Source organism: Plantactinospora mayteni (assembly GCF_016862935.1).
Taxonomy (GTDB): domain Bacteria; phylum Actinomycetota; class Actinomycetes; order Mycobacteriales; family Micromonosporaceae; genus Plantactinospora; species Plantactinospora mayteni.
Window position 1 is genome coordinate 1 of sequence record NZ_BONX01000002.1, and the last position, 24,160, is coordinate 24,160.

Genomic DNA, 24,160 nt, shown 5'->3' on the forward strand with positions numbered 1-24,160 from the left:
GCCCGCAAGGCGGCCAGAGCCGAGGAGATCCGCCCGCAAGGCGGCCAGAGCCGAGGAGATCCGCCCGCAAGGCGGCCAGAGCCGAGGCGATGCGGACCGAGGCGATCCACCCGCCCTGGCCGTCGGACGCGGCCCCTCCCACTGCGGGAAGGGGCCGCTGCCGGCGGGTCAGGCGGGCGTGCCGCGGACGGTCAGATCGCGGATCCGGCCGATGTTGTCGAACGAGCCGAAGCCGACCCGCCCGGAGCCGAAGGTGGTGTCGGCGGCGGTCATCAGGGGATCCCGGGAACCGTCGAGGTAGACCGCGATCTCACCGGTCGCCGGCCGGTGCACCAGGCGTACCCGGTGCCAGCGGTCGTCGGTGACCGCCGGCGCCGCCCCTTCGGAGCGGCCGTTCCACTGGTACTCGATCCGTTCCCGGTCGGCGTTGTCCACCTTGAAGATGCCGTTGTGCGGATAGATCGTGTTGTCGGTCGAGAGGTGCGCGTAGTAGAACTCCGTGTCCGACTTCCAGCCGAACACGATGATCACGTCCCGGTTGGTCACCTCGACCGGTGTGTCGAGGCGTACCTCCGCGTTGACCTCCACCGCGCCGAACTCCGGGCCGGCGGTCAGCACGGCGTACTCGAACGGGCGGCGGGGGCCGGGGCGCTGGGTACCAGCCTCGGCGAGGATCACCTGGCTGCCGGTGAACCGCCACTTCGCCGGGGTGACCGGGCTCCAGTTGGTCGCGCGCATGGTGTCCCGGACCCTGGTGGTGCCGACCGGTCCGGCGGCGTACTCCCGGGTGCCGGTGACCTTCCAGATCTTCCCGTTCGCCTTGGCCAGGAGGTACAGCTCGCCCTGGGCGTCGGTGCCGAACCGCAGGTCCACCCGGTTGGGGTCGCCGGGTGCGCCGGGCCCGGAGAGGTCCTGCATCCGCACCGGGTTGCCGGCCGCGTCGAAGAGGGCGAGCCGGTGGATCGGGGCGAGGTCGCGGCCCCGCCGCATCTGGTCGACCTCGGTGTAGAGCACCCGACCGTCCACGAGGTCGCCGAAGACGTACTTGCCGCGCAGCGCCGGTACGTCCCGGCCCCGGTAGACGAAGCCGCCGGCCACCGCGACGCCGACGTCCGAGGTGCAGTCCCAGCCCGGCGCGGGTTCGTGGTCGTACGCGGCGACCGGGTACGTGTAGCCGAAACTCGCGTCGTCCGGGGGCAGCGGGAAGATCCGGTCACACGGGTTCGTCGACGTCCTGTCGAAGACGAAGGCGCCCTCGCGCTCGCTCCAGCCGAAGTTGTCGCCGGCCCGCACCTCGTAGATCGCCTCGATGGCGTGTTCCCCGATGTGCCCGAGATACATCCGGCCGGTGGCCCGGTCCCAACTGAACCGGTGCGGGTCCCGCATCCCGACCGCGTAGATCTCGCCGAGCGCGCCAGTCTGGCCGACGAACGGGTTCGACGGCGGGATGCCGTACCGCCCGTTCGGGGCGTTGCTGCCGGCCGGGTCGATCCGGAGCAGCTTGCCGTGCGGCATCGCCAGGTTCTGCGGGTCGGTGTTGCGTACGCCGACGCCGCCGTCACCGGCCGCGATGTAGAGCAGCCCGTAGTCGGCGTCGCCCCGCCGGGCGGTCGGGTTGAAGTTGATCTCCTGGATGCCGTGCACCCGGCCGCCGAACCCGATCCGCAGCACCTCGCGGCGGCTGCCCGCGAAGGTGTCGGCGGCCGGGTCGGTGGCGGTCCACTCGGTGATGATGCCGTGGAAGACGGTGTTGGGCTGGCTGTAGTCCGGCACCGCGGTGAACGGGGGCGACTCGGTGTGCACGGTGTAGAACCTGCCGTTGCGGCCGAAGTCAGGGTGGAAGGCCACGTATCCGAAGCCCTGACCGAGCCCCTGGCCGGAGAAGAAGCGCGGCGCGAAGGTACCGGCCACGTCCAGGTAGACGTGTGGCACGCCGTCCTCGACGAGATAGAGGCTGCCGTTCAGGTCGGGTACGGCCCGCCGGCCCGAGCCGTCCGGCAGTTCCATGATGGTGTTGATCCGGGCCTGTCGCATCAGCCGTTGATCGGTGGGTGTCGGCGTCGGTGTCGACTTCGGGAACGCCGCGTACTCGGTGAGGACCAGCCCGAGCCGCGACTGGATCTGCTGTTCCGGTACGGGGTCGTACACCGCGTCGGCGGCCTGGGCCGGCGGTGCCGCGACCAGGGTGGAGAGCACGAGGGCGGCGGCGCCGAGCGAGGCGGTGAGGGGTCTGCGGAGGCGAGGGGTGGGAGTACGCACGCGGGGGTCACTCCGTTCTCGGGACAGGACTTCGGTGGGGGTGGGGGTCAACGTCCTCCGGTCACGTGCCGGTACTGCTTCTCGACCTGGCGTGCCGAGACGACCCGGTCGAGGAACATCAGCGAGTCCATCCGGCAGTCGCAGGGATTCTGCTCCCGGGTGTCCTGCGGAAAACTGCCGCCGATCTTGATGCCCCGGGGGTCGGTGGCGGTGGTGCGGTGCCGCCCCGGCCCGGCGACCTGCCACGGGTCGTCGGCCCGGGTGTAGAAGCCGTCGAGCGGCTGGCCGTTGCGGTAGAGCGCCATGCTGCCGTCGGTGAAGTCGAAGGTGGCGGCGAGGAAGACCCACTCACCGACCGGCAGCAGGGTCCGCCAGTCCGCAGCCGCCGCGAAGGTCTGCGACTCGCCGCCGTCCAGTCGCCGGCCGAGGGCGACCAGCCGCAGTTCACCGTCGACGGTGATGAGTTCGAGCAGCGCCCGGACGGCATGCCCGTCGGAGTTGCCGGTCAGTACCCCGGCCAGGCCGATCGCGTTGAACCGGTCGCCGGGGTCGGCGGTGTTGGAGTTGGGCGCCGGCCCGTCGCCGAGCATCTTGAACCAGCCCAGCACGCTCGCCCCGGCGGCGCCGTTGAAGGCGTGCAGGCTGGGCAGCCCGGTCGGCGCGTAGACGCCGGCCTTCCAGTCGTCGTTGCCGGCCACCGCCGGCTCGACCTGCCGGGTCCACAGCGCCTGACCGCTGCCCCGGTGGGCCGGGTCCGGCACCCGCATCGCGGCCCCTCCGTTGACCAGGTCGAGGGTGGTGCCGGACCGCCCCAGGTCGCGTTCCCGGCCGGGGTCGCCACGCAGCGGGTGGTCGAAGTCGTAGTACGCGACAAGCTGGTGCCGCAGTTCGGGATGGACGGCACGGTGGCGGTCACCGTACCCCTGGGCCGGGGTCGCCGTGCCGGTGGTCGCCAGCAGCGCGGCCAGGACGGCGGCAGTGGTGGTGGCGAAGACGGCGCGTCTGGGTCTCGACATCGCGTACACCTCTCTGTGCGTCGCGGCGAGCGGCGCCGGCGGCTATCCGATGTGGTCGCCGGTGCCGGCGTCACCCGCCTGGTCGGTGGAGGTCCGGGCCGCCGTGCGGGCGGCGGGTGCCGTCTCGCCGGGCCGGCCGCCGAGATAGAGGTCGCCGAGCTGCGGGTCGGCCAGCAGTTCGGCTGCCGGCCCGGAGATGTGCACCCGCCCGAGGTCGAGCACGCAGCCGAGGTCGGCGGTCTCCAGCGCCCGCCGGGCGTTCTGCTCGACCAGCAGCACCGCCGTGCCGGCGTCGCGCATCCGGACCACCTGCTCGAAGACCGTGCTGGTCGCCTTCGGGTCCAGCCCCATCGACGGCTCGTCGAGGAGCACGACCCGGGGTTCGACCATCAGCGACCGGGCGAACTCGACCTGTTTCTGCTGTCCGCCGGAGAGCAGCCCGGCGAGCGTGTCCCACCGGTCGGCGACCACCGGGAAGACGTCCCGGACGAAGTCGGCCCGCCGGGCCAGCAGCGCGGAGTCCCGCAGGGTGTAGCCGCCGAGCAGCACGTTCTCGGCCACCGTCATCTCGCGGAAGACGCTGTGTCCCTGGAGTACGTGCGCCACCCCGGAGCCGAGCATCCGCTGCGGCCCCTGGCCGGTGACGTCGACCCCGCCGACGAGGATCCGGCCGGACCGTGGCTTGAGCAGCCCGCTGGCCACCTTGAGCACCGTCGACTTGCCGGCACCGTTGGGACCGACGAGGCAGACGATGGTGCCCGGTTCGACCGAGACGGAGAGCCCGCGCAACACCGGGGCCGCCCGCCCGTATCCGGCCTGGACGTCGACAAGCTCGATCTCAGACGCCAAGGTACGCCCCCAGTACCCGCTCGTCGGAGCGGATCACCGCCGGCGGCCCCTCGGCGATCGGCCGTCCCCGGTCGAACACCACGACGTGGTCGCTGATGCTCATCACCAGGTCCATGTTGTGCTCGACGATCACGAAGGTCCTCCCCTCGGCGTTGAGTTCGCGCACCAGGGCACCGATCCGGTCCAGCAGCGCCGGGTTGACCCCGCCGGCCGGCTCGTCCAGCAGCACGGTCTCCGGGCCGCTCATCAGCACCCCGGCGAGTTCCAGCAGCTTCTGCTGTCCCCAGGACATGTTCCGGGCCTCGACGTCGGCCAGGTGCTCGATGCCGAGCCGGGTCAGCCAGCCCCTGGCCCGGTCCAGCTCGACGCGGCGCCGGGCGCCCCGCAACTGGCTCCAGAACCCGTCGGGGCGGGCTGCCGCGAGTACGTTGTCCAGGGCCGACATCCGGGGGAAGACCCGGCAGAGCTGGAAGGTACGCCCGATGCCGGCCCGGGCTATCGCGTGCGGACTCCGCCGGGTGATGTCCGCGCCCCGGTACGACGTCCGCCCGCTGTCCGGCCGGATCATCCCGGTGACGCAGTTGAAGAAGGTCGTCTTGCCGGACCCGTTCGGCCCGATCAGCGCGTTGACCTGCCCATGCCGGAACTCCACGGTGGCGGCGTCCAGCGCGGTCACCCCGCCGAACGCCTTGGTCAGCCCGCTCGTCGCCAGGCTGCCCGTCCCGCTGGTCGGTGGGCTGCCCGTTCCGCCCGCCACCGGGCTGGTCGGCCCGGTCGTCGCCGGACTGCCTGCCCCGGTCGTCGCCGGACTGCCTGTGCCGCTCGTCGCCGGGCCGGGTGGCCCGCTCGGCTGCCCGGTCATGACCGCTCCTCCGCCGACCGGCCGTCGGGAGCGCCGACGGGGACGCTGGCCGGCGGGTCGGCCGGCCGGTCACCTTCTGGTGGACCGCTGCCCCGGTCGCGCAGCTCGGCGGCGGTGACCTCGCGGATCGAACTCTGCGCCGGCCGCAGGAACCGGTCGACCAGGGCGCCCAGCGCCGGCAGTACCCCGTCCGGCATGAACATCACCACCAGGGCCAGCAACAGTCCGGTGGCGGCCAGGTGCAGCGGGGTGTTGCCGAACTCCACCTTGAAGTACTCCAGTCCGATGCCGACCACGAGCGCGCCGACCAGCGGGCCGAAGAGTTGGCGTACCCCGCCGAGCAGCGCCATCAGCACCAGGTAGGAGCCGGTCAGGATGGAGAACTGGAAGACCGGGTCGAGGTCGCCGAACCAGAGCGCGTAGAGGCCGCCGGCCAGCCCGGTGAAGCCGGCCGACACCACGAAGACCACCAGCTTGTACCCGAAGGTCGGGGTACCCAGCGACTCCGCCTTGTCCTCGTCCTCCCGGATCGCCTTCAGGCCGAGCCCGAAGCGGGAGCGGTCGACCAGCCACCAGACCAGCAGGGCGACCGCGAGCAGGGCGGCGAAGAGATAGAAGAAGACCCGGTGGTGCTCGGGCCGGAGCAGTCCCGGGAACGGGCGCGGCACGACCAGCCCGCGCGACCCGCCGGTGAACGACGCCCAGCTCTGGAAGACCAGCAGCAGGATCAGTACCAGCGCGATCGACACGATCACGAACGACGCCCCGCGTACCCGCAGCGCCGCGTAGCCGACCGGGACCGCGAACGCCGCCACCAGCAGGGTGGCCGCGGCGAGCGCGACGAAGCTCGGCAGCCCGGCCCGGACCACGAGCAGGCCGGTGGCGTAGCCGCCGAGCCCGGCCAGCGCGCCGTGCCCGAGCGAGATGTACCCGGTGAACCCGCCGACGAAGTTCCACGACGTCGACAGCACCGCGTAGTTCAACACCACGACCCCGGCCGACAGGATGTACGGGTTCGGCGCCCAGGACGGGAAGGAGAGCACAGCGGCGGCGACGGCCAGGATGGCGACCGCCCGGAACAGCCCGCCGAGCCGATGTCGCGGGGCTGCCGGGAGTTCAGAAGCGCTGGGCAAGGCGGCCTCCGAAGAATCCCTGCGGGCGGAACGCCAGCGTCGCGAAGAGCGCGAGATAGAAGACCGTCTGCGCCCAGGTGGTGCCGAGCGGGATCTGCAACAGGCTCTGTACCAGCCCGAGCAGCATCGCCGCGACCGCCGCCCCCGGTACGCTGCCCAGCCCGCCGACCACGATGATCGCCATCAGTGGACCGATCCAGTGCCAGTGCAGCGACGGGTAGATGGTGGTGTCCAGGGCCAGCGCCGTACCGCCGACGGCGGCGGTGGCCAGCCCGACCCCGAAGCCGAAGCCGGCGATCCGGTCGGTGTCGATCCCGATCAGCCGGGCGGCGTCCGGGTGCTGGATCGTCGCCCGCAGCGCCCAGCCGAACCTGGTCCGCTTGAGCAGCAGGTACAGCGTCAGCAGCGCGACAGCGGCGAGCCCGAACGCGATCAGCTTGACCACCGCGATCCGGGCGCCGAAGAGGCCGAGGCTGGCCGAGCCGTAGCCGAGCTGGATCCGCCGCTGGGTGCCGCTGAAGGCGTAGCCGAGCAGCCCCTCGATCAGTACCGCGATGGCGAAGGTGAGCAGCACCGACATCATGGTCAGGGTCACCGGGCGCAGCCGGGCCAGCAGCAGCCGTTGCAGCAGCACCCCGAGGCCGAAGAAGAGCGGGACGGTGACGACCATCGACAGCAGCGGGTCGACGCCCAGCCTGGCGTGCGACCACCAGGCGAGGTAGGCGGCGAGGATGAGGAACGCCGAGTGGGCGATCATCACCACCCGCATGATGCCGAAGTAGAGCGTCAGGCCGGCTGCCAGGAGGGCGTACAGCCCACCCAGCAGCAGGCCCAGGATGACGCTCTGGAAGAGCAGGGCGCCGGACGGCATCCGTTACCTCACCAGGCCGGCTTCGGGTAGACGACGTCGACTTCCTTCGCCTCGGTGGGCAGCACGATCTGGATCTGCCCGCCGACCCACTGCTGGATCATGTGCGCGCCCTGCGGCTTGCCGGTGGCGTCCCAGGTGAGCGGCCCGACGACGGTCTCGACCTTGTTGCCGCGGATCCAGTCGACCAGCTTCTGCTGGCACTCCCCCTGCTCGGCGCAGCCGACCGCGCTGACGGCGGCCGCCACCACCTGGCCAGTGGTGTACGCGTTCGCCTCGTCCTCCTCCGGCGGCGAGCCGAACTGCGCGGTGTATTTCTGTACGAACTCGACGTTGCTCGGATAGGACGCCTTCTGGGTGTAGCCGGTCGGCGCGAGGATCCCCTCGGTCTTGTTACCGATCGCGGCGGCGAACTCGGGACTGGTCGGCGCGGTCGAGAAGGCCGCCAGCTTGGGCTGGTAGTCGAGCTGTTGCAGGGCGACGATGAGGTTCACGCCGTCCTGGTACTGCGAGCCGCCCACCACCATGTCCGCCTTCGACGCCGCGATCTTGGCGGCGATGGTGCCGAAGTCGGTGGTGTTCGGCGGGTACACCTCGTCGACGACGGTACGCACCCCGCCCGCCTCCAGCTTCGCCTTGAGCCCGTACGCGGTGCCCTGGGCGAACGGGTCGTCCATGGCGGCGTACGCCACGGTGGTCGGTCGCTGGCCGGGCGGCAGGGCGAGCAGGTATTCGGCGAGGTGGTTGTAGTGGTCGTCGGCGACCGCCGGTGCCGCGTAGAACAGGTTCTTGAAGCCCTGCGCGAAGACCTCCTTCGCCGCGCCGGCCGGCTCGACGAAGAGCATGCCGTACTCCTCGGCCACCCGGGCGGCCGGTACGACGAGGCGGGTCGAGAAGGGACCCACCACGATGTCCACGTTGTCCTTGCCGATCAACTGCTCGTAGTCGGCGACCACCCGGTCGGCGTTGGACTGGTCGTCGAGGATCTTCAGCTCGACCTGCCGGCCGAGCAGTCCGCCGTTGTCGTTGGTGATCTTGGCCCATGCCTCGTAGCCGCGCTGCACACCCTTGCCGGGTTCGGAGAAGTCCCCGGTCAGCGGGAGCGAGATCCCGACGACGATCGGATCGTCGGAAGAGCCCGACCCGCCGTCGTCGCCACAGCCCGCCAGCAGAAGTGCCACCGCCGCGCCGAGGGCCGTTGCCGTTACCCGTCGTCCGCGTGTCGCTCGGGATGTCATTCCTGACGCTCCTTCGCCGAGGTGAGGAAAGCGCTTCCGTAAGCGCTTTCGTACCATAGGCTGGGTGCCGCGTCACTCGCAATAGTTACCGCTACGGTCGTTGATGTTTCCCGGGAGTTACCGATGCCGAAGCCTGGCGGGCGGCTGCGCCTCGTCGACGTAGCCGAACGGGCCGGAGTGTCGCTGGCGACCGCCTCCCGGGCGCTCGCCGGGCGGGACGGCGTCAGCCCGGCGGTGGCCGACCGGGTCCGGCAGGTCTCCCGGGAACTCGGGTACGTGGCCAACCCGTACGCCCGTACCCTGGCCGGTGGCGTCAGCTCGACCGTCGGGCTCGTCGTGCACCAGGTCGACGACCCCTACTTCTCCGAGATCGCCGGCGGGGTCATCCAGGTCGCCGACGAGCAGGGCCTACTGGTGCAGATCTGCCACTCCGGCCGCGACCCCGAGCACGAGCTGCGGCAGTTGCGGCACCTCATCTTCCAGCGGGTAGGCATCATCCTGATCGCCGGCTCCGGCTACGACGACGCACGGGTCCAGGCCGAGGCGCGCCGCGAACTGGCGGCGTACCAGAGTCTGGGCGGGCGGGTCGCGGTGATCGGCCGGCATCCCCTCGGGGTGGACGCGGTGCTGCCCGACAACGAGGCCGGCGGGCGGGCCCTCGGCGAACACCTGCTGGCGCTGGGGCACCGCCGGATCGCGGTCGCCGCCGCGACCGGCGGTCTCACCACCGTCATCGACCGGCTCGCCGGGGTGGCAGCCGCGCTGCGCCGGCACGGGCTGGCCCTCGACGAGCTGCCGATCGTGCACACCGACTTCACCCGGGACGGCGGCCGGATAGCGGCCGAACGGATCCTGCGGGAACACCCCGACACGACCGCGATCGTGGCGCTGAACGACTCGATGGCGATCGGGGTGCTCTCGACGCTACGGGCGCACCGGGTCGGCGTACCGGACCGGATCTCGGTGGTCGGTTTCAACGACGTCTCGGTGGCCGCGGACCTCGCGCCCGGGCTCACCACCGTCCGGCTGCCGATGACCGACATGGGCCGGATGGCCCTGGAGCTGGCCCTCAAGGCGCGCTCGAAACGACCGCGGCGCCGGCCGACCGGGCACGCGCTGGTGATCCGCGACTCGACCGGGCCGGCGCCCTGACTATGCCGGCGCTGAACCTTTTTCAACCTGAACCGCGCGGCGCTCACGCACCGCCTCTGACCTTGCGGCTCGTCGGACCGCAAGGGGAGGTTGAAGAGGTTCATTCGGTACGCAGTGCGGTGGCGGTACGGGTGCGGGCGGCCCAGCCGGCGGGCAGCAGCGCGCCGAGCACGGCGATGAGGAGGCCGCCGAGGGCGAGCAGCACCAGCTCGGCGGGGTGGTAGATGTCGATGACCGAGGCGGGCAGGTTGAATCCTGCGGCATGGCCCATCTCGGCGACGGTCACCCGCTGCATGATGACGCCGACGGGCACGCCGACGGCGCCACCGACCAGTCCCGTGACGACGACCGAGGCGATGACCATCCCGATGGTCTGCCGTGGGGTCATCCCCAGGGCCTTGTGCACCCCGAGATCGTGGACCCGTTCCCTCGTCTGCAGGACGACCATGTTGAGTACGCCCAGCGCGGCCACCGTGACCAGCAGCAGGGTGAGCAGGCCGGTCAGCGCGTTGACGACCAGGAGGATCTCGTCCGACTCCTCTTCGGCGACCTCCGCGGTGGCCTCCACCGACGCCAGCGCGGCGTTCAGCGCCTTGACGTAGCCGACCGGGTCGGTGCCGGGGGTGAGGGTGATGTGGTATTCCAGAGCCCGCAGGTCCGGTTGGGTGGCCGCGAGTGTCTCGGCGGCGGTGAGGACCTGCATGCCTCTGGATTCGACGTTGAAGACCTCACCGACGATGCGGACGTCGATCGGGGTGCCGTGGTCGGTCAGGACGAGGCTGTCGCCGACCCGGGTGCCGGTGGCGGTCAGGAACGGTCGGGAAACCACGATCTCCCCGGGTCGACTGAACCAGTTGCCGGAGATCATCTGGTAGCCGTGCGCGGAGTCGTCTCCGGTGAAGGCGAGGGTCTGAAGGGCGCTGGTGAGCCCGGCGGTGGTCAGCTCGGTGGGCGCGACGCCCCGGTATCCGCTGGTACCGGGCTGTGCGGTGATCGCCTCGACCACCGCCACCGGGTCTGGTGGCTGCGGCGGTCCCGGGGCGACCGTCGGGGCGCCCTCGGGTGGCGGCCCGGAAATCGGGCGGCCCGGGAAGATGACGACGTCACCGTCGCTCTCCGTGGCCTGCACCGCGTTCAACGAGACGCCCAGTCCGACGGCGAAGGTCGCGGCGGCGGCGCCGAACGCGATCGCCGCGACGACGGTGGCCGACCGGAGGACCCGGGCGAACGGCTGGGCCAGCCCGAGGGTCACCGCCCGGGGCAGCGGGAGTCGGGCAGCCAGCCGGGCGGCCCACTGGCCCCTGCCCGGGGAGGGGGTGCGGCCGACGGCGAGCACCTCGACGGTACGCAGCCTTCCGGCCCGGGACGCCGCCGCCCAGGCGGTCGCGGTGACCAGGGCCAGCGCCCCGGCCAGCACCAGGAGGTCGACCCATGGGGTGACGCCGGTGTCCGTCGTGCCGTGCACCTCGTTGGTCTGCGCCAGGACCGGGACCACCAGGAGGTTGCCGGCCACCACGCCGAGCACGGCGCCGACCGCGGCGGGGACCAGCGCCTGCGCCGTGTACGCCCGGACCACCTGCTGAGGGGTGAACCCGAGGGCCTTGAGGATGCCGATCCGGTACGTTCCGGTACTGACCGCCCCGGCGATGACGTTGCCGATGATCAGGACCGCCATGAGTACGCCCAGCACCCCGAACGCGATGAGGAACGGCACGAACAGCACCACGCTGCCGGCGCTGTTGGTCCTGGTGGTGAGCCAGGAGCGCGCTCCGGCCAGCGCCCCTGCGGGCACGCTCGCCTCGATCGCGGCGCGACCGGACTCGATCTGTGCGGCGGTGTCGCTCTCGGCGAGCCGGTAGAGCATCTGGTAGCCGGCGGTCGCACCCGGAGCGGTCAACGCCGCGACCTGCTCCGGGACCACCCAGCCGCCGGCGGTCTCGCTGACCGACCGGGCCACCCCGACCACCGTCAGGGTCTGGCCGCCGGCCGGGCCCGACAGCGGCAGCGCGTCACCCACCTGCGGCTGGAGCCTCCTCGGGAGCCGGTGGTCGGCCTGTAGCACGATCTCGCCGGGGCCGGTCGCCCACCGCCCCTCGGTCACCGTGACGGCGTCGACCGGTCCACCCGGACCGGCCCGTCCGACCACCGTGATCGGCTGCACCGGCCCGCCGCGACCGCTGGCCGGGGTGATGGTCGCGGTCGGGAACGGGCCGGCCGCCGCCGCGACCCCGGCGACTCGCGCGGATGCCGACAGCTGCGCCGCCATGGCCCTGGCTCCGTCGAACTGCGCGGTCAGGTGCGCGCCGTGCTGCTGGCTGAAGGCCCGGTCGAAGGGCGCCCTGGCGGCCACCATCAGCGACCCGCCGAGTACGGCGACGGTCACCGCGATCATCACCACCAGCCCGACCACCACCGTCTGTACCCGGCGACGCCCCACCCCGGACCGGACCACCCCACCGAGCGCGCTCATCGGACCGGCTCCACCGTGCTGTCGGCGGCGACCCGGCCGTCGACGAGTTGGACGGTGCGGGTGGCGCACGACCGCGCCAGGTTCAGGTCGTGGGTGACCAGGACGATGGTCTGGCCCTCGGCGTGCAGGTCGTTGAAGAGGTGCCGGACCTCCTCGCCGGAGGCGGTGTCCAGCGCGCCGGTCGGCTCGTCGGCGAGCAGTAGCGCCGGCCGGTTCACCAGGGCTCTGGCCACCGCGACCCGCTGCCGCTCACCGCCGGAGAGCCGGCCCGGGTAGGCGGTGGCGTGCCGGTCGACGCCGAGCGTGCCGAGCAACTCCATCGCGCGACGCCGCGCGGTGCCACGGGCCATCCCGGCCAACTGCGCCGGCAGCATGACGTTGTCGGCGACGGTCAGGTCGTCGAGGAGGTTGAAGAACTGGAACACCATGCCGATCTTCGCCCGCCGGTAGCGGGCGGAGCCGGCCTCACCCAACTCGTCGACCCGGACACCGGCCACGGTCACCGTACCGCCGCTCGGCCGGTCCAGCCCGGCGACCAGGTTCAGCAGTGTGGACTTGCCGCTGCCGGACGGCCCCAGGATCGCCACCGACTCCCCGGCGGCGATCCGCAGCGACACGGCGTCCAGCGCCGGTGGCCCCTCGTCGTACCTGCGGCTCACGTCGTCCAACTCGATCACCGGTGCGCTCATGGTGGATCTCCCTCTTGTCCGGGTACCTCTGGCCGTTCGAAGCTAGGTCCGCCCCGGAACCGTGGGCGTCGGCCGCCGGAGGCAATTCCGGTACCGCCCGTGGATGAGGCCGGTCGGGGTCATCCCTGTGGCGTAGTCGACGGAGGTAGCCCGGGTGGTCAGCTCGGCGGATGTCGCAGGCCGGGCCGGTTGGGCGAGAATGGCCCGGTGATGAACGGGGCGGTGGCCGGGTGGCTGCGGGCCCGGGTCAGGCTGCTGCTGCACCCGTCCGGTCCGCTGCCGGGACTCTCGTGGCGCGGCCGGGTGTTCGACGTGACCGTGGCGCTGGGCCTGCTGCTCGCCGCGGTCGTGGAGGGTAACGGCGAGGATCGGGAACGCCTGGAATCCGGCGTCGGGTTCGAGTACCAGGACCTGCCCGGGCTGGGCCCTGGCCCGGACCCACAACCGGCCCCGGACCCACAACCGGCCCCCGATCCACACCCGGCCCCGGCGATGCCCGAGCCGTTCCTGCCGATCGAGGACTACGAAATCGGCTCGACGGTCGTGATGCTGATCGTGGTGGTGCTGCCGCTGGTGCTCCGCCGCCGCTATCCGCTCGCGGTGCTCTGGGTCGTCCTCGGCACGGCTCCGCTGGCCAGCGACTACAACGCCGCGTTGCGGGTTTCCTTCTACGCCTGCGTCATCGCCGCCTACACGGCCGCCGTCTACAGCCCCTACCGGGTACCGGCGCTGGCGAGCCTGCCCGTGGCGGCGTTCCTCTACACCCAGATCCGGGAGCCGGCGGTGCCCACCGTCCCGGACGACGCCGTCCCGTTCCTGATCCTGATCCCGATCGTCCTCGCCGCCAACGGCCTGCGCCGGTGGAAACGGCGGGCCGACGAGGACCGCGCGCGGCTGGCCAGACTCGAACACGAGCAGGCCGAGGCGCTACGCCGGGCCGCCGAGCACGAACGTGCCCGGATCGCCCGCGAACTGCACGACGTGGTGACGCACAACGTGAGCGTCATGGTGATCCAGGCCGGAGCCGCCCGCAAGGTCATGCGGGCCAGCCCTGACCAGGCCCACGAGGCGCTGCTCTCCGTCGAGGCCGGCGGTCGGGCCGCGATGGCCGAACTGCGCCACGTCATGGGGCTGCTCACCATGGACGGCGACGGCGGCGGCGGCGGCGGGGACAGCGACAGCGACGAGCCGGCCGGCACGGGCGGGACGGACGGCCTGACACCACAGCCCGGCCTCGACCGGCTGGAAGCCCTGGTACAGCGGGTACGCGACGCCGGGATACCGGTCGAGCTGACCGTGGCCGGCCAACCCCGCCCGCTGCTGCCGGGTATCGAACTGACCGCCTACCGGGTGGTCCAGGAGGCGCTGACCAACACGGTCAAGCACGCCACCGGTGCGACCGCGACCGTCCTGGTCGAGTACGGCACCGACCAGCTCCGGGTCGAGGCCACCGACACCGGCGGCACCCCGGGCGCCTCCGCCACGACCGGCAACGGGCGGGGCCTGATCGGCCTACGCGAGCGGCTGGCGGTCTACGGCGGGACCCTGCGCACCGGGCGACGCCTCAGCGGGGGCTACGGGGTCACCGCGCGAATCCCACTGGAGGAGCCATGACCGCGCCGCTGCGCGTCGTCGTCGCGGACGACCAGGCGCTGGTCCGTACCGGGTTCCGGATGATCCTGACCGCCGACGCCATCGACGTGGTCGCCGAGGCTACCAACGGTGCCGAGGCGGTCGACGCGGTCCGGCGTACCCTGCCGGATGTCGTCCTGATGGATGTCCGGATGCCGGAGATGGACGGCCTGGAAGCCACCCGGCGCATCCTCACCGGCGGCACCGCCGAACCACGCGTGATCATCCTGACCACGTTCGACCTCGACCACTACGTCTACGCGGCGCTGTCCGCCGGCGCCAGCGGCTTCCTGCTCAAGGACGTCACTCCCGAACATCTGGTCGCCGCCGTCCGGATGGTCCGGTCCGGCGACGCGCTGTTGGCCCCCGCCATCACCCGGCGGCTCGTCGAGCGGTTCGCCCGGCGCAGCGCCGACCCCACCGCACCGCACCGCGACCTGTCCACGCTGACGCCGCGCGAACTCGAGGTGCTGCGGCTGCTGGCCCAGGGCCTGAGCAATGCCGAACTCGCCGCCCACCTCCACCTCTCCGAGGCGACCGTGAAGACCCATGTCGCCCGGATCCTCGGCAAACTCGGGCTCCGTGACCGCGTCCAGGCCGTCGTCGTCGCGTACGAGACCGGCCTGGTCAGCCCCGGCGGGGGATAGGACGGCGGCACCCACCCGCCGGCCGGGCACCGCACGCCGGCCCGGCCGGTACCGCAGCGACGCGGACCGGCCGGGCGTCCGGCGCTCAGCCGCCCGGGCACTCCTCGGGCCTGCCCAGCAACAGCGGGTCGTCCAGGTAGGCAGCCGAGACGAAGCCGGTCTCCCCCAGGATCTCGACCCGGCCCCACAACTCGGTCCCGTCGGTCGGTTCACCGGTGCGGTAGCAGCCGACCCGGCCGAGCGTGCCGTCGGGTACCCGCCGGAGCACCTCGTCGTCCTGGGACGGCCCGGACCGCAGCGCCACGTCCGGTTCGGCCTCGATCACCACGAGATGCCCGTCCCCGGGTACGAGCTGCTCGTTGAGCTGCCGGCAGACCTTGCTGGACGAACCGATCCACATGACCGTGTAGTCCTCGCCCGAACGCCGGTCCCGACTCGTGTTGAAGCAGAACGCCGGGCTGTCCCGCTCGGGGCCGTCGTCCCGGACGCCGAGTCCCAGCGAGGCGATCTGCTGGATGAGCGCGCAGGCGGTGGTCTCCGCCACCGCGCCCAGCCGGCCCCGAACCACGGCGGTGATCCCGACCGCCCACCGGTCCTGCCGGCTCTGGTGGATCCGCACGGCGAGCCGATCCGTCCGGTACGCGCACTCGGCGACGTCGTTGACGACGCTGAGCCGGTTGACGAACCGGTCCAGCCGGCCGACGAACTCGGTCGCCCGACCGGCGCCGGTCCGCTCGGCGGCCGGGATCATGCCGATCACCTCGCTGACCAGCCCGGCGTAGGGAATGCAGGGATTGTCCACCGTGACGTACCGGTCGGAGTCGAACGTCGGCAGCCGTGCCCCGGTCAGCCTGCCTGCCTTTGGGCAGGCCCCGGATTCCGGTTCGTCCCTCGATCCACCCGCGACGGTCCGGTCCGGCTCGTCCCGCGGTGGCTCGCAGCCGGCCAGTACCACGCCGGTTACGACGAGCACCGCGAGCCACGCCCGGGGCGTACGGATCCGGTGTAGGAGCAGTGCGGCTCCTCGCCGCACACCGCTGTCAGTCATACTCTGTCCGAGTACGGTCACAGCCCCGCTGATGCGGCGGGTCGGATAACGGTCAGCATCCGAGCCCTGTCCATGCATCCCGCGCATCCAGGCGTCCACGGTCGACTGTGCCACTCACTCCAGGACCCCGCTCCAGGTCCCGCCCCCGGTCCCGCCTCAGCGCGACTCGCCGGAATCTGACGGCAGTGCATTACCGTCCGCGAGCGCACCTCTACTTGTCGTAGGCTGAGCGCCCTGGGGCTCGACCGGGACAGCGAGGGGGCCGGATGCTGGGAAGCCCGGACAACGACAACGCCGACCTGCTGGCCCGCGCCGCCGCCGGTGACCAGGTCGCCTGGAACACGCTCGTCGACCGCCACAACAGCCTGCTGTGGTCGATCGCCCGCAGCTTCCGGCTCGACGTCGCCGACGCGGCCGACGCGGTGCAGAACACCTGGCTGCGGCTGGTGGAGAACCTGGACCGGATCGCCGATCCCGAGCGGCTCGCGAGCTGGCTCGGCACCACGGCCCGGCGGGAGTGCCTCCAACTCATCCGGCGGGCCGGTCGGCGGCCGACCGGCGGGACGCCGGAGCTGCTGGCGGAACTGCCCGACCCGGCACCTCCGCTCGACGCCGCCCTGCTGCTGGACGAACGCGACGCGGCGCTCTGGCGTGCCCTGGAGGGCCTGTCGGAGCGGTGCCGCCAGTTGCTCCGGATCCTGATGGCGTCGCCGCCGCCCCGGTACGCCGAGGTCGCCGCCGCGCTCGGAATGGCGGTCGGCACCATCGGGCCGGCCCGGCAACGCTGCCTGGAGAGCCTCCGGCAGGTCGTCGCCGCCGACAACCTGCTCGGTGACCGGGCGTCGACCGGGCGGGAGCGACCGTGACCGGGCGGGGCGGGACCGTCGGCCGGGTCGGGGTGCCGGGGAGCCGAGACGGCGGGCGGACCGGGGAGGTGCGATGACCGAGGACGAGGACGATCTGGTCGGCCGGCTGCGGGCGATCGCCGTACGGGTGGATCCGCCGCCGGAGGTCGTGGCCGAGCTGGCCCGGGCGGCGCTGTCGACCCGACGGATCGACGCCGTACTCGCGGAGCTGGTGCAGGACTCCACGACCGAGATGCCGGCGCTGGCGCGCGGAGCCGACGAGCAGTTACGGCTGCTCTCCTTCGAGCACGGCACGGTCTCGATCGAACTCCAGGTGCACAGCACGGGTGACACCGTCTCGATCCGTGGCCTGGTCGGCGGGGCGACCGGCGATGTCACGGTCGAGACGCCGGGCGGCTCCCGGAGTACGCCGATCGACGACGAGGGCTGGTTCACGGTGGACGGTCTGGCCGCCGGACTGCTGCGGCTGCGGGTGCCGGCCGGCGACACGACGGTGACCACCAGTTGGATCACGCCCTGACCGCGATGGACCGAGGCCGGGCCGACGGGCCGGGCGCGTACCGAACGGGAGGCGTCGCGCGATGGGAGCTGCTCGGCCGTCCGGCGCGGCGCGGGCCGGCGCGGACGAGGCACTGGAGCTGGTCGGCCGAGACCCGCGTACCGCGCTGACCAGCGCGGATGCGGCGGTGCTGGCGGCCCGGCGGGAGGGCGACGGCGTCGCTGTCGCGGTCGCGCACCGGGCGGCCGGGCTGGCCCTGCGGGAACTCTCCGACCTCGGCGCCGCCGAGCGCCGGGCGAGGGCCGCCGTGGCGGCGGCGGTGCGCGCCGGGGCGGAGCAGGTCGCCGCGCAGGCGCGGATGAGTCTGGCGCTGGTGCTGCTGGACCAGGGCCGGACCAGGGCCGCGCTGGCGGCGGCGGACCGGGCCGCGCTGGCGCTGCGCGGGCTGCCGGCGGCGCAGTTGAAGTGCCAGAAGGCGCTGATCCTGCAACGCACCGGACGGCTGGAGGAGGCGCTGGCCACGTTCGCCGAGGCGCTGCCGGTGCTGCGCCGCGCCGGCGACGCGCTGTGGGAGGCCCGGGCCCTGAACAACCGTGGCCTGCTGTACGGATACCGGGGCGCCCTGGTCGCCGCCGAGTCGGACCTGGCCCGGGCCCGCGCCCTGCACCTCGGTCTCGGCCTGGACAAGTTCGCCGCCGACGTGGACTGGAACCGGGGCTTCGTGGCGGCGCGGCGGGGCGACGCACCGGCCGCGCTGGCGCTCTTCGACGCGGCGGAGTCGGCCCTGGTCCGGCACGGGGCGGTGCATCCGCAGCTCTATCTGGACCGCGCCGAGGTGCTGCTCACGGTCGGGCTGGCCGGCGAGGCCCGGCGGATCCTCGACCGGACGATCGACGAGCTGCGGACGGCGAGCCACGGCGCCGACCTGGCCGAGGGGCTGGTACTGCTGGCCAGGGCGGCGCTCGCCGACGGCGACCCGGAGCAGGCGCGTTCGGCGAGCCGCCAGGCGCTGACCCAGTTCGTCCGGCAGAGGCGGACAGGCTGGGCGGCACAGGCGGGCGTACTCGAACTGCGCGCGGCCGAGGTGGCCGACGATCCGCCCGCCGCCCTGCTCCGGTCGGCGCTGGCCAGCGCCGCCGAGTCGGCCTCGGTGGGCTGGCGGGCAGCGGAACTCGACGCCCGGCTGGTCGCCGCCGCTGCCGCGACCCGGCTCGGCCGGGCGGCGGTGGCCCGGGAACAGCTCCGCCTCGCGGCGTCCGCCCGCGGCGCGGCCTCGCTCGACGTCCGCGTCCGGGCCTGGTACGCGACCGCCCTGCTCCGGGTCGCCGACGGACGCCGGGCCGGCGCCCTGGCGGCCGTCCGGGCCGGCCTGGCCGGGGTCGATCGCCAGCAGGCGGCCCTGGGCGCGACCGAGTTCCGGGTGCACGTCGCCGGGCACGGCGGGCAGTTGGCCCGGCTGGGGCTCGACCTGGCCGTCGCCGTCGCCGACCCCCGGCTGGTACTCGGCTGGGCCGAGCGACTGCGGGCCCGGTCGCTGCGCCTGCCACCGGCCCGGCCGCCCGCCGACGCGGCCCTGGCCGAGGCGCTGGCCGAGTCCCGTCGGCTCTCGGCGGAGCTGCTCCGCCACCAGCTCGCCGGCCGGACCGGTGGCGGGCTCGCCCAGCGGCAGCGCGCCGCCGAGGAACGGGTGGTCCAGGCGAGCCGGACGGCGCGAAGTCCGCTCTACGCGCCGGCCGCCCCGCCGCCGACCGCGCCGGAGCTGGTGTCCACACTGGACGACGCGGTGCTGGTCGAGTACCTGGTGCACCAGGGCGAGTTGCTGGCGGTGACCGTACGGGCCGGGCGGTGCCGGCTGCACCGGCTGGGTCCGGTGGCACCGGTGGGCGGGCTGGTCGAGGCGGCACACTTCGGGCTGCGCCGGCTGACGCTGGGCCTCGGCACCGTGCGCTCCACCCGACTGGTCCGGGACGCCACCGTCACCGCCGGCCGACGGCTCGCGGAGGTGCTGCTGGCGCCCCTGTCGGCCGAGTTGTCGGACTCGCCGGCCGTGGTGGTGCCGACGGGCGCGCTGCACGCGGTGCCGTGGGGCCTGCTGCCCGAGCTGGCGACCCGCCCGGTCCGGGTCGCCCCGTCCGCCGGAGTGTGGCTGCGGGCGAGCCGCTCCGCCGGCTTCGATCCGGCCGGTACCGGGGTGTTCGCCGCCGGACCGGGGCTGCCGGCCGCCCGCGACGAGGTGCTCACCGTCGCCGGGACGTACCCCGGGGCGACGGTGCTGACCGACGACCGCGCCACGGCGGAGGCGGTGCTCGACGCGCTGGACGGGGTCGGGCTCGCCCACCTGGCCGCGCACGGGCGGCTGCGTACCGACAATCCGCTCTTCTCCGCGCTCGTGCTCGACGACGGGCCGCTGACCGTCTACGACCTCGAACGGGTCACCGACCCGCCGAGACTGGTGGTGCTGCCGGCCTGCCAGTCCGGGGTCTCCGCGGTACGCGCCGGTGACGAGCTGATGGGCCTGGCGGCGGCGCTGCTGGCCCTCGGTACCCGGACGGTCGTCGCGGCGGTGATGCCAGTGCACGACGCGGCCACCACCGGCCTGATGGCCGCCCTGCACGACCGGCTGCGCCGGGGTGAACCACCCCCGGCGGCGCTGGCCCGGGCCCGGGCCGACATCGACGCCACCGACACCGCCGCCTGGGCCTCGGCCGCCGCCTTCAGCTGCTTCGGCGGCTGACCGCGCCCGCCCTCGACCGGGGTGGGCCGCGCCGTTGCCGGCCCGGCGGCGCGCCGGGCCGGCAACCTGGACGACAGGCCGCCAGCGTCGACAGCAGGCCGGCAACCTGGACGACGCTCCGCCAGCGCCGACAGGCAGGCACCGTCGACCGCAGGCCGGTGACCTGGAACGACGGTCCGCCAGCGTCGCCGAGAGGCCGGCAACGTCAGCGGCAGGCCGGGAACGTCGACGGCGGATTGGGGACGTCGGTGGCGAATCCGGTGACGTCGACGATCGGCCGTCAGGTGGTGAGGTCGATCGAGGGCTGGTAGAGCAGGCCCAGGTCGGGCCAGGGCGACGGTTCCAGCTCGGCGAGCAGGTCCAGCGCCGCCTGCCGGCCGGTCCGGGGTCCGCCCGGGGCCGCGAGTCGCCGGGCGATCTCGGCCGCGACCAGCGGGGCGGCGAAGGAGGTACCACTCCAGCCGGCCCAGCCGTCGAATTCGCGGTCGCCGTCGTGCCCGACCCAGGTGCCCCGGACGTACGTGCTGCCGAGCCGCACCGCCGGGGCGCAGACGTCCACCCAGTCGCCCCGGTTGGAGAAGCAGGTGCGGGACTGTCCGCCGCCGGTCGAGTCGTAGCCGGCGACCGCGACGACGTGCTCCAGCGCGGCCGGCCAGAACGGTCGGGTGCTGTCGTTGTTGCCGGCGGCGGCCACCACCGCCACGTCCGGCCCCTTGGCGGCCAGCACCGCCGACAGTCCGGGCGGCGGTGCGTCGTCCTCGGTGTAGCCGCCGAGGGAGAGGCAGATCACCGGGGCGACGGTCTCGACCAGCTCGGCGGCGATGGACGCGTCGTCGCCGAGCCCGGTCGGGTCGAGCACCCGGCCCGGGTCGACGACCAGTCCCGGCGCCACCCGGCGGACCAGTCCGGAGATGAACAGGCCGTGCCCGGCCTGGGTGGCGAGGGTGGTGGCGCCGTCCCGGACGAGCAGGTTGCGGTTGTTGGCGTCGGGGATCAGCCAACTGGCCAGCGGCGGGTGCAGGGTCATCCAGTCGATCGGCAGGCCGGTGTCGAGCACCGCCAGGTCGACGCCGTCGGACGACGTGCCGTCCGGCACCGCGCCCAGGTCCAGCGGGTCGATCGGGTACGGCTCGCCGCCCGGGCCGCCCTGGTAGAGCGGCTCACCGAAGTAGACCTGGTTGAGGTCGACCCGGGCGGTCTGGTCGTCGGCCGGCAGTTGGGCGCGGAGTTCGCGTACCAGCGCGGGCAGGTCGGCCTCGGTCGACACCTCCCAGAGCACCCGGTCGACGGTTGCCAGCCGGGAGTTCAGGTCTCCGTTCTCGTTGGACAGCCCGACGGTGGCCCGCCAACTGTCCGGGGCGGGGCGGTCGTAGCGGCGGCCGTCGTACCGGCTGGTGAGCAGTTCCGCGAGCCGGCGCTCGGCGCCGAGGCTGAGGATCAGCTCGCCCGGGCGGTACAGGGACCGCTCGGTGGCGCTGACCGGAGACCGGCCCTCGCGGTCGTCCAGTTCGGCCTGCCGTCGCCGCCGGATCCACTCCCGTTCTACTTCGGACATTCGACTCTCCTCTGATCTGTCACGTCGCCAATATCAGAGTTCCGGCAGGTGCAGTCTGATGCCTCGGTCCCGGTACGCGACGTGTGGAGCCGAGACGGGTATCCGACACGGTCACCGGCCCCCAGGGTCGTACCCGGGGGCCGGGATCGCGGTCAGAGTCCCCGGCACTGCCCGGTGACCGGGCCCCGCACCGTGTTGGGTACGCCGTTGTCGACCGGCGCCGGGGTGTTGCCGGTGCAGACCAGCGGGCCGCCGACGGTGTTGCCGGCGATCACCGGCGCCGAGCCGGAGTCGGTGCCGGTGACCACGAGCGGGCCGCCGACCCGTACCCCCTCGACGACGAGTTGCCCGCTGGTGCCGGTGGCGGTCACCGGGCCGGCGACCGAACCGCCGAGCAGTTCCAGGGTGGTCGCGCCGGTGGCCTGCACCGGCCCTTGCACCGACGCCGCCGTGGCGATCAGCGAGCCACCGGGCCGGACGGTCACCGGGCCGGTGACGGTGGCGCCGGCCAGGCAGGTCACGCCGGCCCCGACCACCAGCGGGCCGCGGTGTTGGCCGGATATCCGGCTGGTGCAGGTGTCGACGGTGACGGTGAACCCGGTGCTGCTGGTGACGCCGCCCGGCCGGGTCGCGGTGACGGTGGCCCGGTAGACGCCGTCCCGGGCGTACCGGTGGCTGGCGGTGGCGGTGTAGAGGCCGTTGACCCGGGTGACGGTGCCGGCCGTGCCGCTGACGGTGGCCGGGGAGGTGCTGCCGTCGCCCCAGTCGACGGTCGCGGTCACCTGGTCGGGTGCGACCCCGGGTGCGGAGATCGAGGCGATCGCCCCGCCGACCGTACGCGTGTCGCTGTCCAGGTCCGGCGCCGCCACGTCGACCCGCCACGGCACCTGCGGCGACGGGTGGAAGTTCTGGCCCTGGAGTTGCCAGCGCAGGCCGTGCCCGGCCAGCCGGTCGACGAACGAGGCCAGGTTGCGCTCCGGGTGGACGTTCGGCGACCAGCCGATCTCCGCCGTCGCCGGCAGCCGGGGGAACGCCTGGAACTCGATGTCGGCACCGGTGAGTAGCGTCTCGGACCAGATCGGCGACTCGACGCCGAGGATGTGCGCGTCGGTGACCGCCGGCAGGGTCTGGCCGTCCACGGTTCGGGCCGGAATGTAGCTGCCCGGGTCGCTGCTGGTGCCGGACCAGTGGTAGAAGTGCGACACGTCCAGGGTGCCGGCCCAGCCGAGCCCGAGCGGGCTGCCGGGGAACTGCCGCATGTCCAGGTAGGTGTGGTTGGCCGGCGACATGATGACCTTCATGCCCTTCTGCACCGCCCGGCGGGCCGTGTCGCCACCGGCGCCGGCCGGGTTGCCGTTGTTCCAGAACTGCGCGACCGCCGGGGCGGCGCCGGGCCGGTCGAAGTTCGCCTGGGAGATCTCGGCCCAGCCGATCGCGGTCTTGCCCTGTGCCGCGACCAGGTCGGCCTTGCGGTCGACGAAGTCGACGAACCGATCGTGCGAGAGGATCGACGCCGGCACCTCGTCGCCGCCGAAGTGGTAGTACGGGCCGGGGGTCAGCGCGCTGAGCTGCGTGACGATGTCGGTGAGGATCGCCCAGGTGTTCGGGCTCTCCGGGCAGAGCGCGCTGTAGCCGACGGCCCCGGTGAGGTTCCACACCGGAGGCGTACGGTTGCTGCAATTGACGTCCGGCAGCACCGGGTCCGCCTCCGGCCCGGCGTACGACATGATGATCGCGTTGGTGTGCCCGGGCGTGTCGACCTCGGGGATGACGGTCATGAAGCGTTCCGCCGCGTAGTTGACTACGTCGACGTACTCGGCCTGGGTCCAGTGACCGCCCGGGTCGTTGTTGATGGAGAACTGCGCCCCGATCTCGGTGAGTTCGGGGCGGCCGTCGATGGCGATCCGGAACCCCTGGTCGTCGCCGACGTGCAGGTGCAGGGTATTGACCTTGTATGCCGCGGCCTGGTCGATCAGCCGCTTGACCACTGCCGGCGGCTGGAAGTGCCGGGCGATGTCGAGCATCACGCCCCGGTAGCCGTACCGGGGGACGTCCTCGATCCGCACTCCGGAGACCGTCCACGGTCCGGGTCGGACGCTCCGGCTCTCCACCCACGGCGGAAGCAACTGCCGCAGCGTCTGTACGCCGTAGAAGAGGCCGGCGGGGCGGGCCGCCGCCAGGCGTACTCCGGTGGCGGTGACGTCGAGTCGGTAGCCCTCGTCGCCGAGTTCGGCGGCGGTGACCAGGCGCAGTTCGATGTCGCCGGCCCGTGGCGCGGCGGCGGTGACCGGCAGCGGATAGCCGGTGGACGGCCGCAGCACCGCCGCCAGCGCGTCGGCGACCCCGGTGGTCTCCGCGCCGCCCGGGGCGAGGACGATCCGGCTCTCCGGGGCGAGCGTGAAGGTCTCCCCCGGCACCGGGACCGCGCTGGCCGGGACCGGGACGACCTGGGCCGCTCCGCTCGGCGCGACGGCCGCCCGGGCCGCCGGGGTCGGGAGTTGCCCGGCCAGCACGACGCTGGAGACCACGAGGGTGATGCCGAGGGCGGCCCGGCCGAGCCGGGCCGGACCGCTGCGGGCGGTACGCCTGGCGCGGGGTGGTGTCGACGGGTCCGGCGTCCGCATTGAACCTTTCTCCACCTCT

18 protein-coding genes are annotated in these 24,160 nt (G+C 73.2%); 6 read left to right on the plus strand and 12 right to left on the minus strand.

Annotated features, from left to right (window positions below):
• Window positions 1–168: 168 nt before the first annotated feature.
• Genes Pma05_RS00565 through Pma05_RS00595 form a run of 7 tightly spaced genes read right to left on the minus strand, consistent with a single transcriptional unit; the run spans window position 169 to window position 8,225 of the window.
• Window positions 169–2,259, minus strand: coding sequence for a PQQ-dependent sugar dehydrogenase (locus Pma05_RS00565; protein ID WP_203855233.1), 2,091 nt, complete (start codon window positions 2,257–2,259; stop codon window positions 169–171).
• 47 nt (window positions 2,260–2,306) lie between these two features.
• On the minus strand, window positions 2,307–3,275 hold the full coding sequence (locus Pma05_RS00570; protein ID WP_203855234.1) for a LamG-like jellyroll fold domain-containing protein: 969 nt from the start codon (window positions 3,273–3,275) through the stop codon (window positions 2,307–2,309).
• Between the two features lie 42 nt (window positions 3,276–3,317).
• A complete protein-coding gene (locus Pma05_RS00575) occupies window positions 3,318–4,124 on the minus strand; it encodes an ABC transporter ATP-binding protein (RefSeq protein ID WP_203855235.1) in 807 nt (268 codons plus the stop codon).
• Window positions 4,114–4,986 carry an ABC transporter ATP-binding protein gene (locus Pma05_RS00580; protein ID WP_203855236.1) on the minus strand — a complete coding sequence of 291 codons (873 nt, stop codon included), beginning with the start codon at window positions 4,984–4,986 and terminating at the stop codon, window positions 4,114–4,116. Before Pma05_RS00580 ends, Pma05_RS00575 begins: the two co-directional genes overlap by 11 nt.
• Entirely contained in the window at window positions 4,983–6,119 is a 1,137-nt protein-coding gene (locus Pma05_RS00585; RefSeq protein WP_239311454.1) for a branched-chain amino acid ABC transporter permease, read from the minus strand. Before Pma05_RS00585 ends, Pma05_RS00580 begins: the two co-directional genes overlap by 4 nt.
• The gene (locus tag Pma05_RS00590; protein WP_203855237.1) at window positions 6,103–6,990 is read right to left on the minus strand and encodes a branched-chain amino acid ABC transporter permease; all 888 of its coding nucleotides are present in this window, start codon (window positions 6,988–6,990) and stop codon (window positions 6,103–6,105) included. The genes Pma05_RS00585 and Pma05_RS00590 overlap by 17 nt, the downstream gene beginning before the upstream one ends.
• A gap of 8 nt (window positions 6,991–6,998) precedes the next feature.
• Entirely contained in the window at window positions 6,999–8,225 is a 1,227-nt protein-coding gene (locus Pma05_RS00595) for an amino acid ABC transporter substrate-binding protein (protein WP_203855238.1), read from the minus strand.
• A 123-nt stretch (window positions 8,226–8,348) separates the two neighbouring features.
• On the opposite strand from Pma05_RS00595, the gene Pma05_RS00600 reads away from it, so the two are divergent.
• Window positions 8,349–9,377 carry a LacI family DNA-binding transcriptional regulator gene (locus Pma05_RS00600; protein WP_203855239.1) on the plus strand — a complete coding sequence of 343 codons (1,029 nt, stop codon included), beginning with the start codon at window positions 8,349–8,351 and terminating at the stop codon, window positions 9,375–9,377.
• 100 nt (window positions 9,378–9,477) lie between these two features.
• Here the strand turns inward: Pma05_RS00600 and Pma05_RS00605 are convergent, their stop codons facing one another.
• Window positions 9,478–11,847 carry an ABC transporter permease gene (locus Pma05_RS00605; RefSeq protein WP_203855240.1) on the minus strand — a complete coding sequence of 790 codons (2,370 nt, stop codon included), beginning with the start codon at window positions 11,845–11,847 and terminating at the stop codon, window positions 9,478–9,480.
• Complete coding sequence (locus Pma05_RS00610) at window positions 11,844–12,536, minus strand: ABC transporter ATP-binding protein (protein ID WP_203855241.1); 693 nt, start codon at window positions 12,534–12,536, stop codon at window positions 11,844–11,846. Before Pma05_RS00610 ends, Pma05_RS00605 begins: the two co-directional genes overlap by 4 nt.
• A gap of 210 nt (window positions 12,537–12,746) precedes the next feature.
• Between Pma05_RS00610 and Pma05_RS00615 the strand changes: the two genes are divergently transcribed.
• Both Pma05_RS00615 and Pma05_RS00620 read left to right on the plus strand, forming a co-directional pair.
• Window positions 12,747–14,150 carry a sensor histidine kinase gene (locus Pma05_RS00615; protein ID WP_203855519.1) on the plus strand — a complete coding sequence of 468 codons (1,404 nt, stop codon included), beginning with the start codon at window positions 12,747–12,749 and terminating at the stop codon, window positions 14,148–14,150.
• On the plus strand, window positions 14,147–14,815 hold the full coding sequence (locus tag Pma05_RS00620) for a response regulator (protein ID WP_203855242.1): 669 nt from the start codon (window positions 14,147–14,149) through the stop codon (window positions 14,813–14,815). The genes Pma05_RS00615 and Pma05_RS00620 overlap by 4 nt, the downstream gene beginning before the upstream one ends.
• Window positions 14,816–14,900: 85 nt before the next feature.
• Here the strand turns inward: Pma05_RS00620 and Pma05_RS00625 are convergent, their stop codons facing one another.
• On the minus strand, window positions 14,901–15,863 hold the full coding sequence (locus Pma05_RS00625; RefSeq protein ID WP_203855243.1) for an SH3 domain-containing protein: 963 nt from the start codon (window positions 15,861–15,863) through the stop codon (window positions 14,901–14,903).
• 266 nt (window positions 15,864–16,129) lie between these two features.
• Between Pma05_RS00625 and Pma05_RS00630 the strand changes: the two genes are divergently transcribed.
• The 3 genes from Pma05_RS00630 to Pma05_RS00640 all read left to right on the plus strand — a co-directional run bounded on the left by Pma05_RS00630 (window position 16,130) and on the right by Pma05_RS00640 (window position 19,962).
• Window positions 16,130–16,729 carry an RNA polymerase sigma factor gene (locus Pma05_RS00630; RefSeq protein ID WP_203855244.1) on the plus strand — a complete coding sequence of 200 codons (600 nt, stop codon included), beginning with the start codon at window positions 16,130–16,132 and terminating at the stop codon, window positions 16,727–16,729.
• 73 nt (window positions 16,730–16,802) lie between these two features.
• Entirely contained in the window at window positions 16,803–17,249 is a 447-nt protein-coding gene (locus Pma05_RS00635; protein WP_203855245.1) for a hypothetical protein, read from the plus strand.
• Window positions 17,250–17,310: 61 nt separating this feature from the next.
• Entirely contained in the window at window positions 17,311–19,962 is a 2,652-nt protein-coding gene (locus Pma05_RS00640; protein ID WP_203855246.1) for a CHAT domain-containing protein, read from the plus strand.
• 280 nt (window positions 19,963–20,242) lie between these two features.
• Here Pma05_RS00640 and Pma05_RS42190 read toward each other — a convergent pair whose 3' ends face one another.
• Window positions 20,243–21,517 carry a S8 family peptidase gene (locus tag Pma05_RS42190; RefSeq protein WP_239311456.1) on the minus strand — a complete coding sequence of 425 codons (1,275 nt, stop codon included), beginning with the start codon at window positions 21,515–21,517 and terminating at the stop codon, window positions 20,243–20,245.
• A 152-nt stretch (window positions 21,518–21,669) separates the two neighbouring features.
• Complete coding sequence (locus Pma05_RS00650; RefSeq protein ID WP_203855247.1) at window positions 21,670–24,156, minus strand: family 20 glycosylhydrolase; 2,487 nt, start codon at window positions 24,154–24,156, stop codon at window positions 21,670–21,672.
• Window positions 24,157–24,160 lie beyond the last annotated feature (4 nt).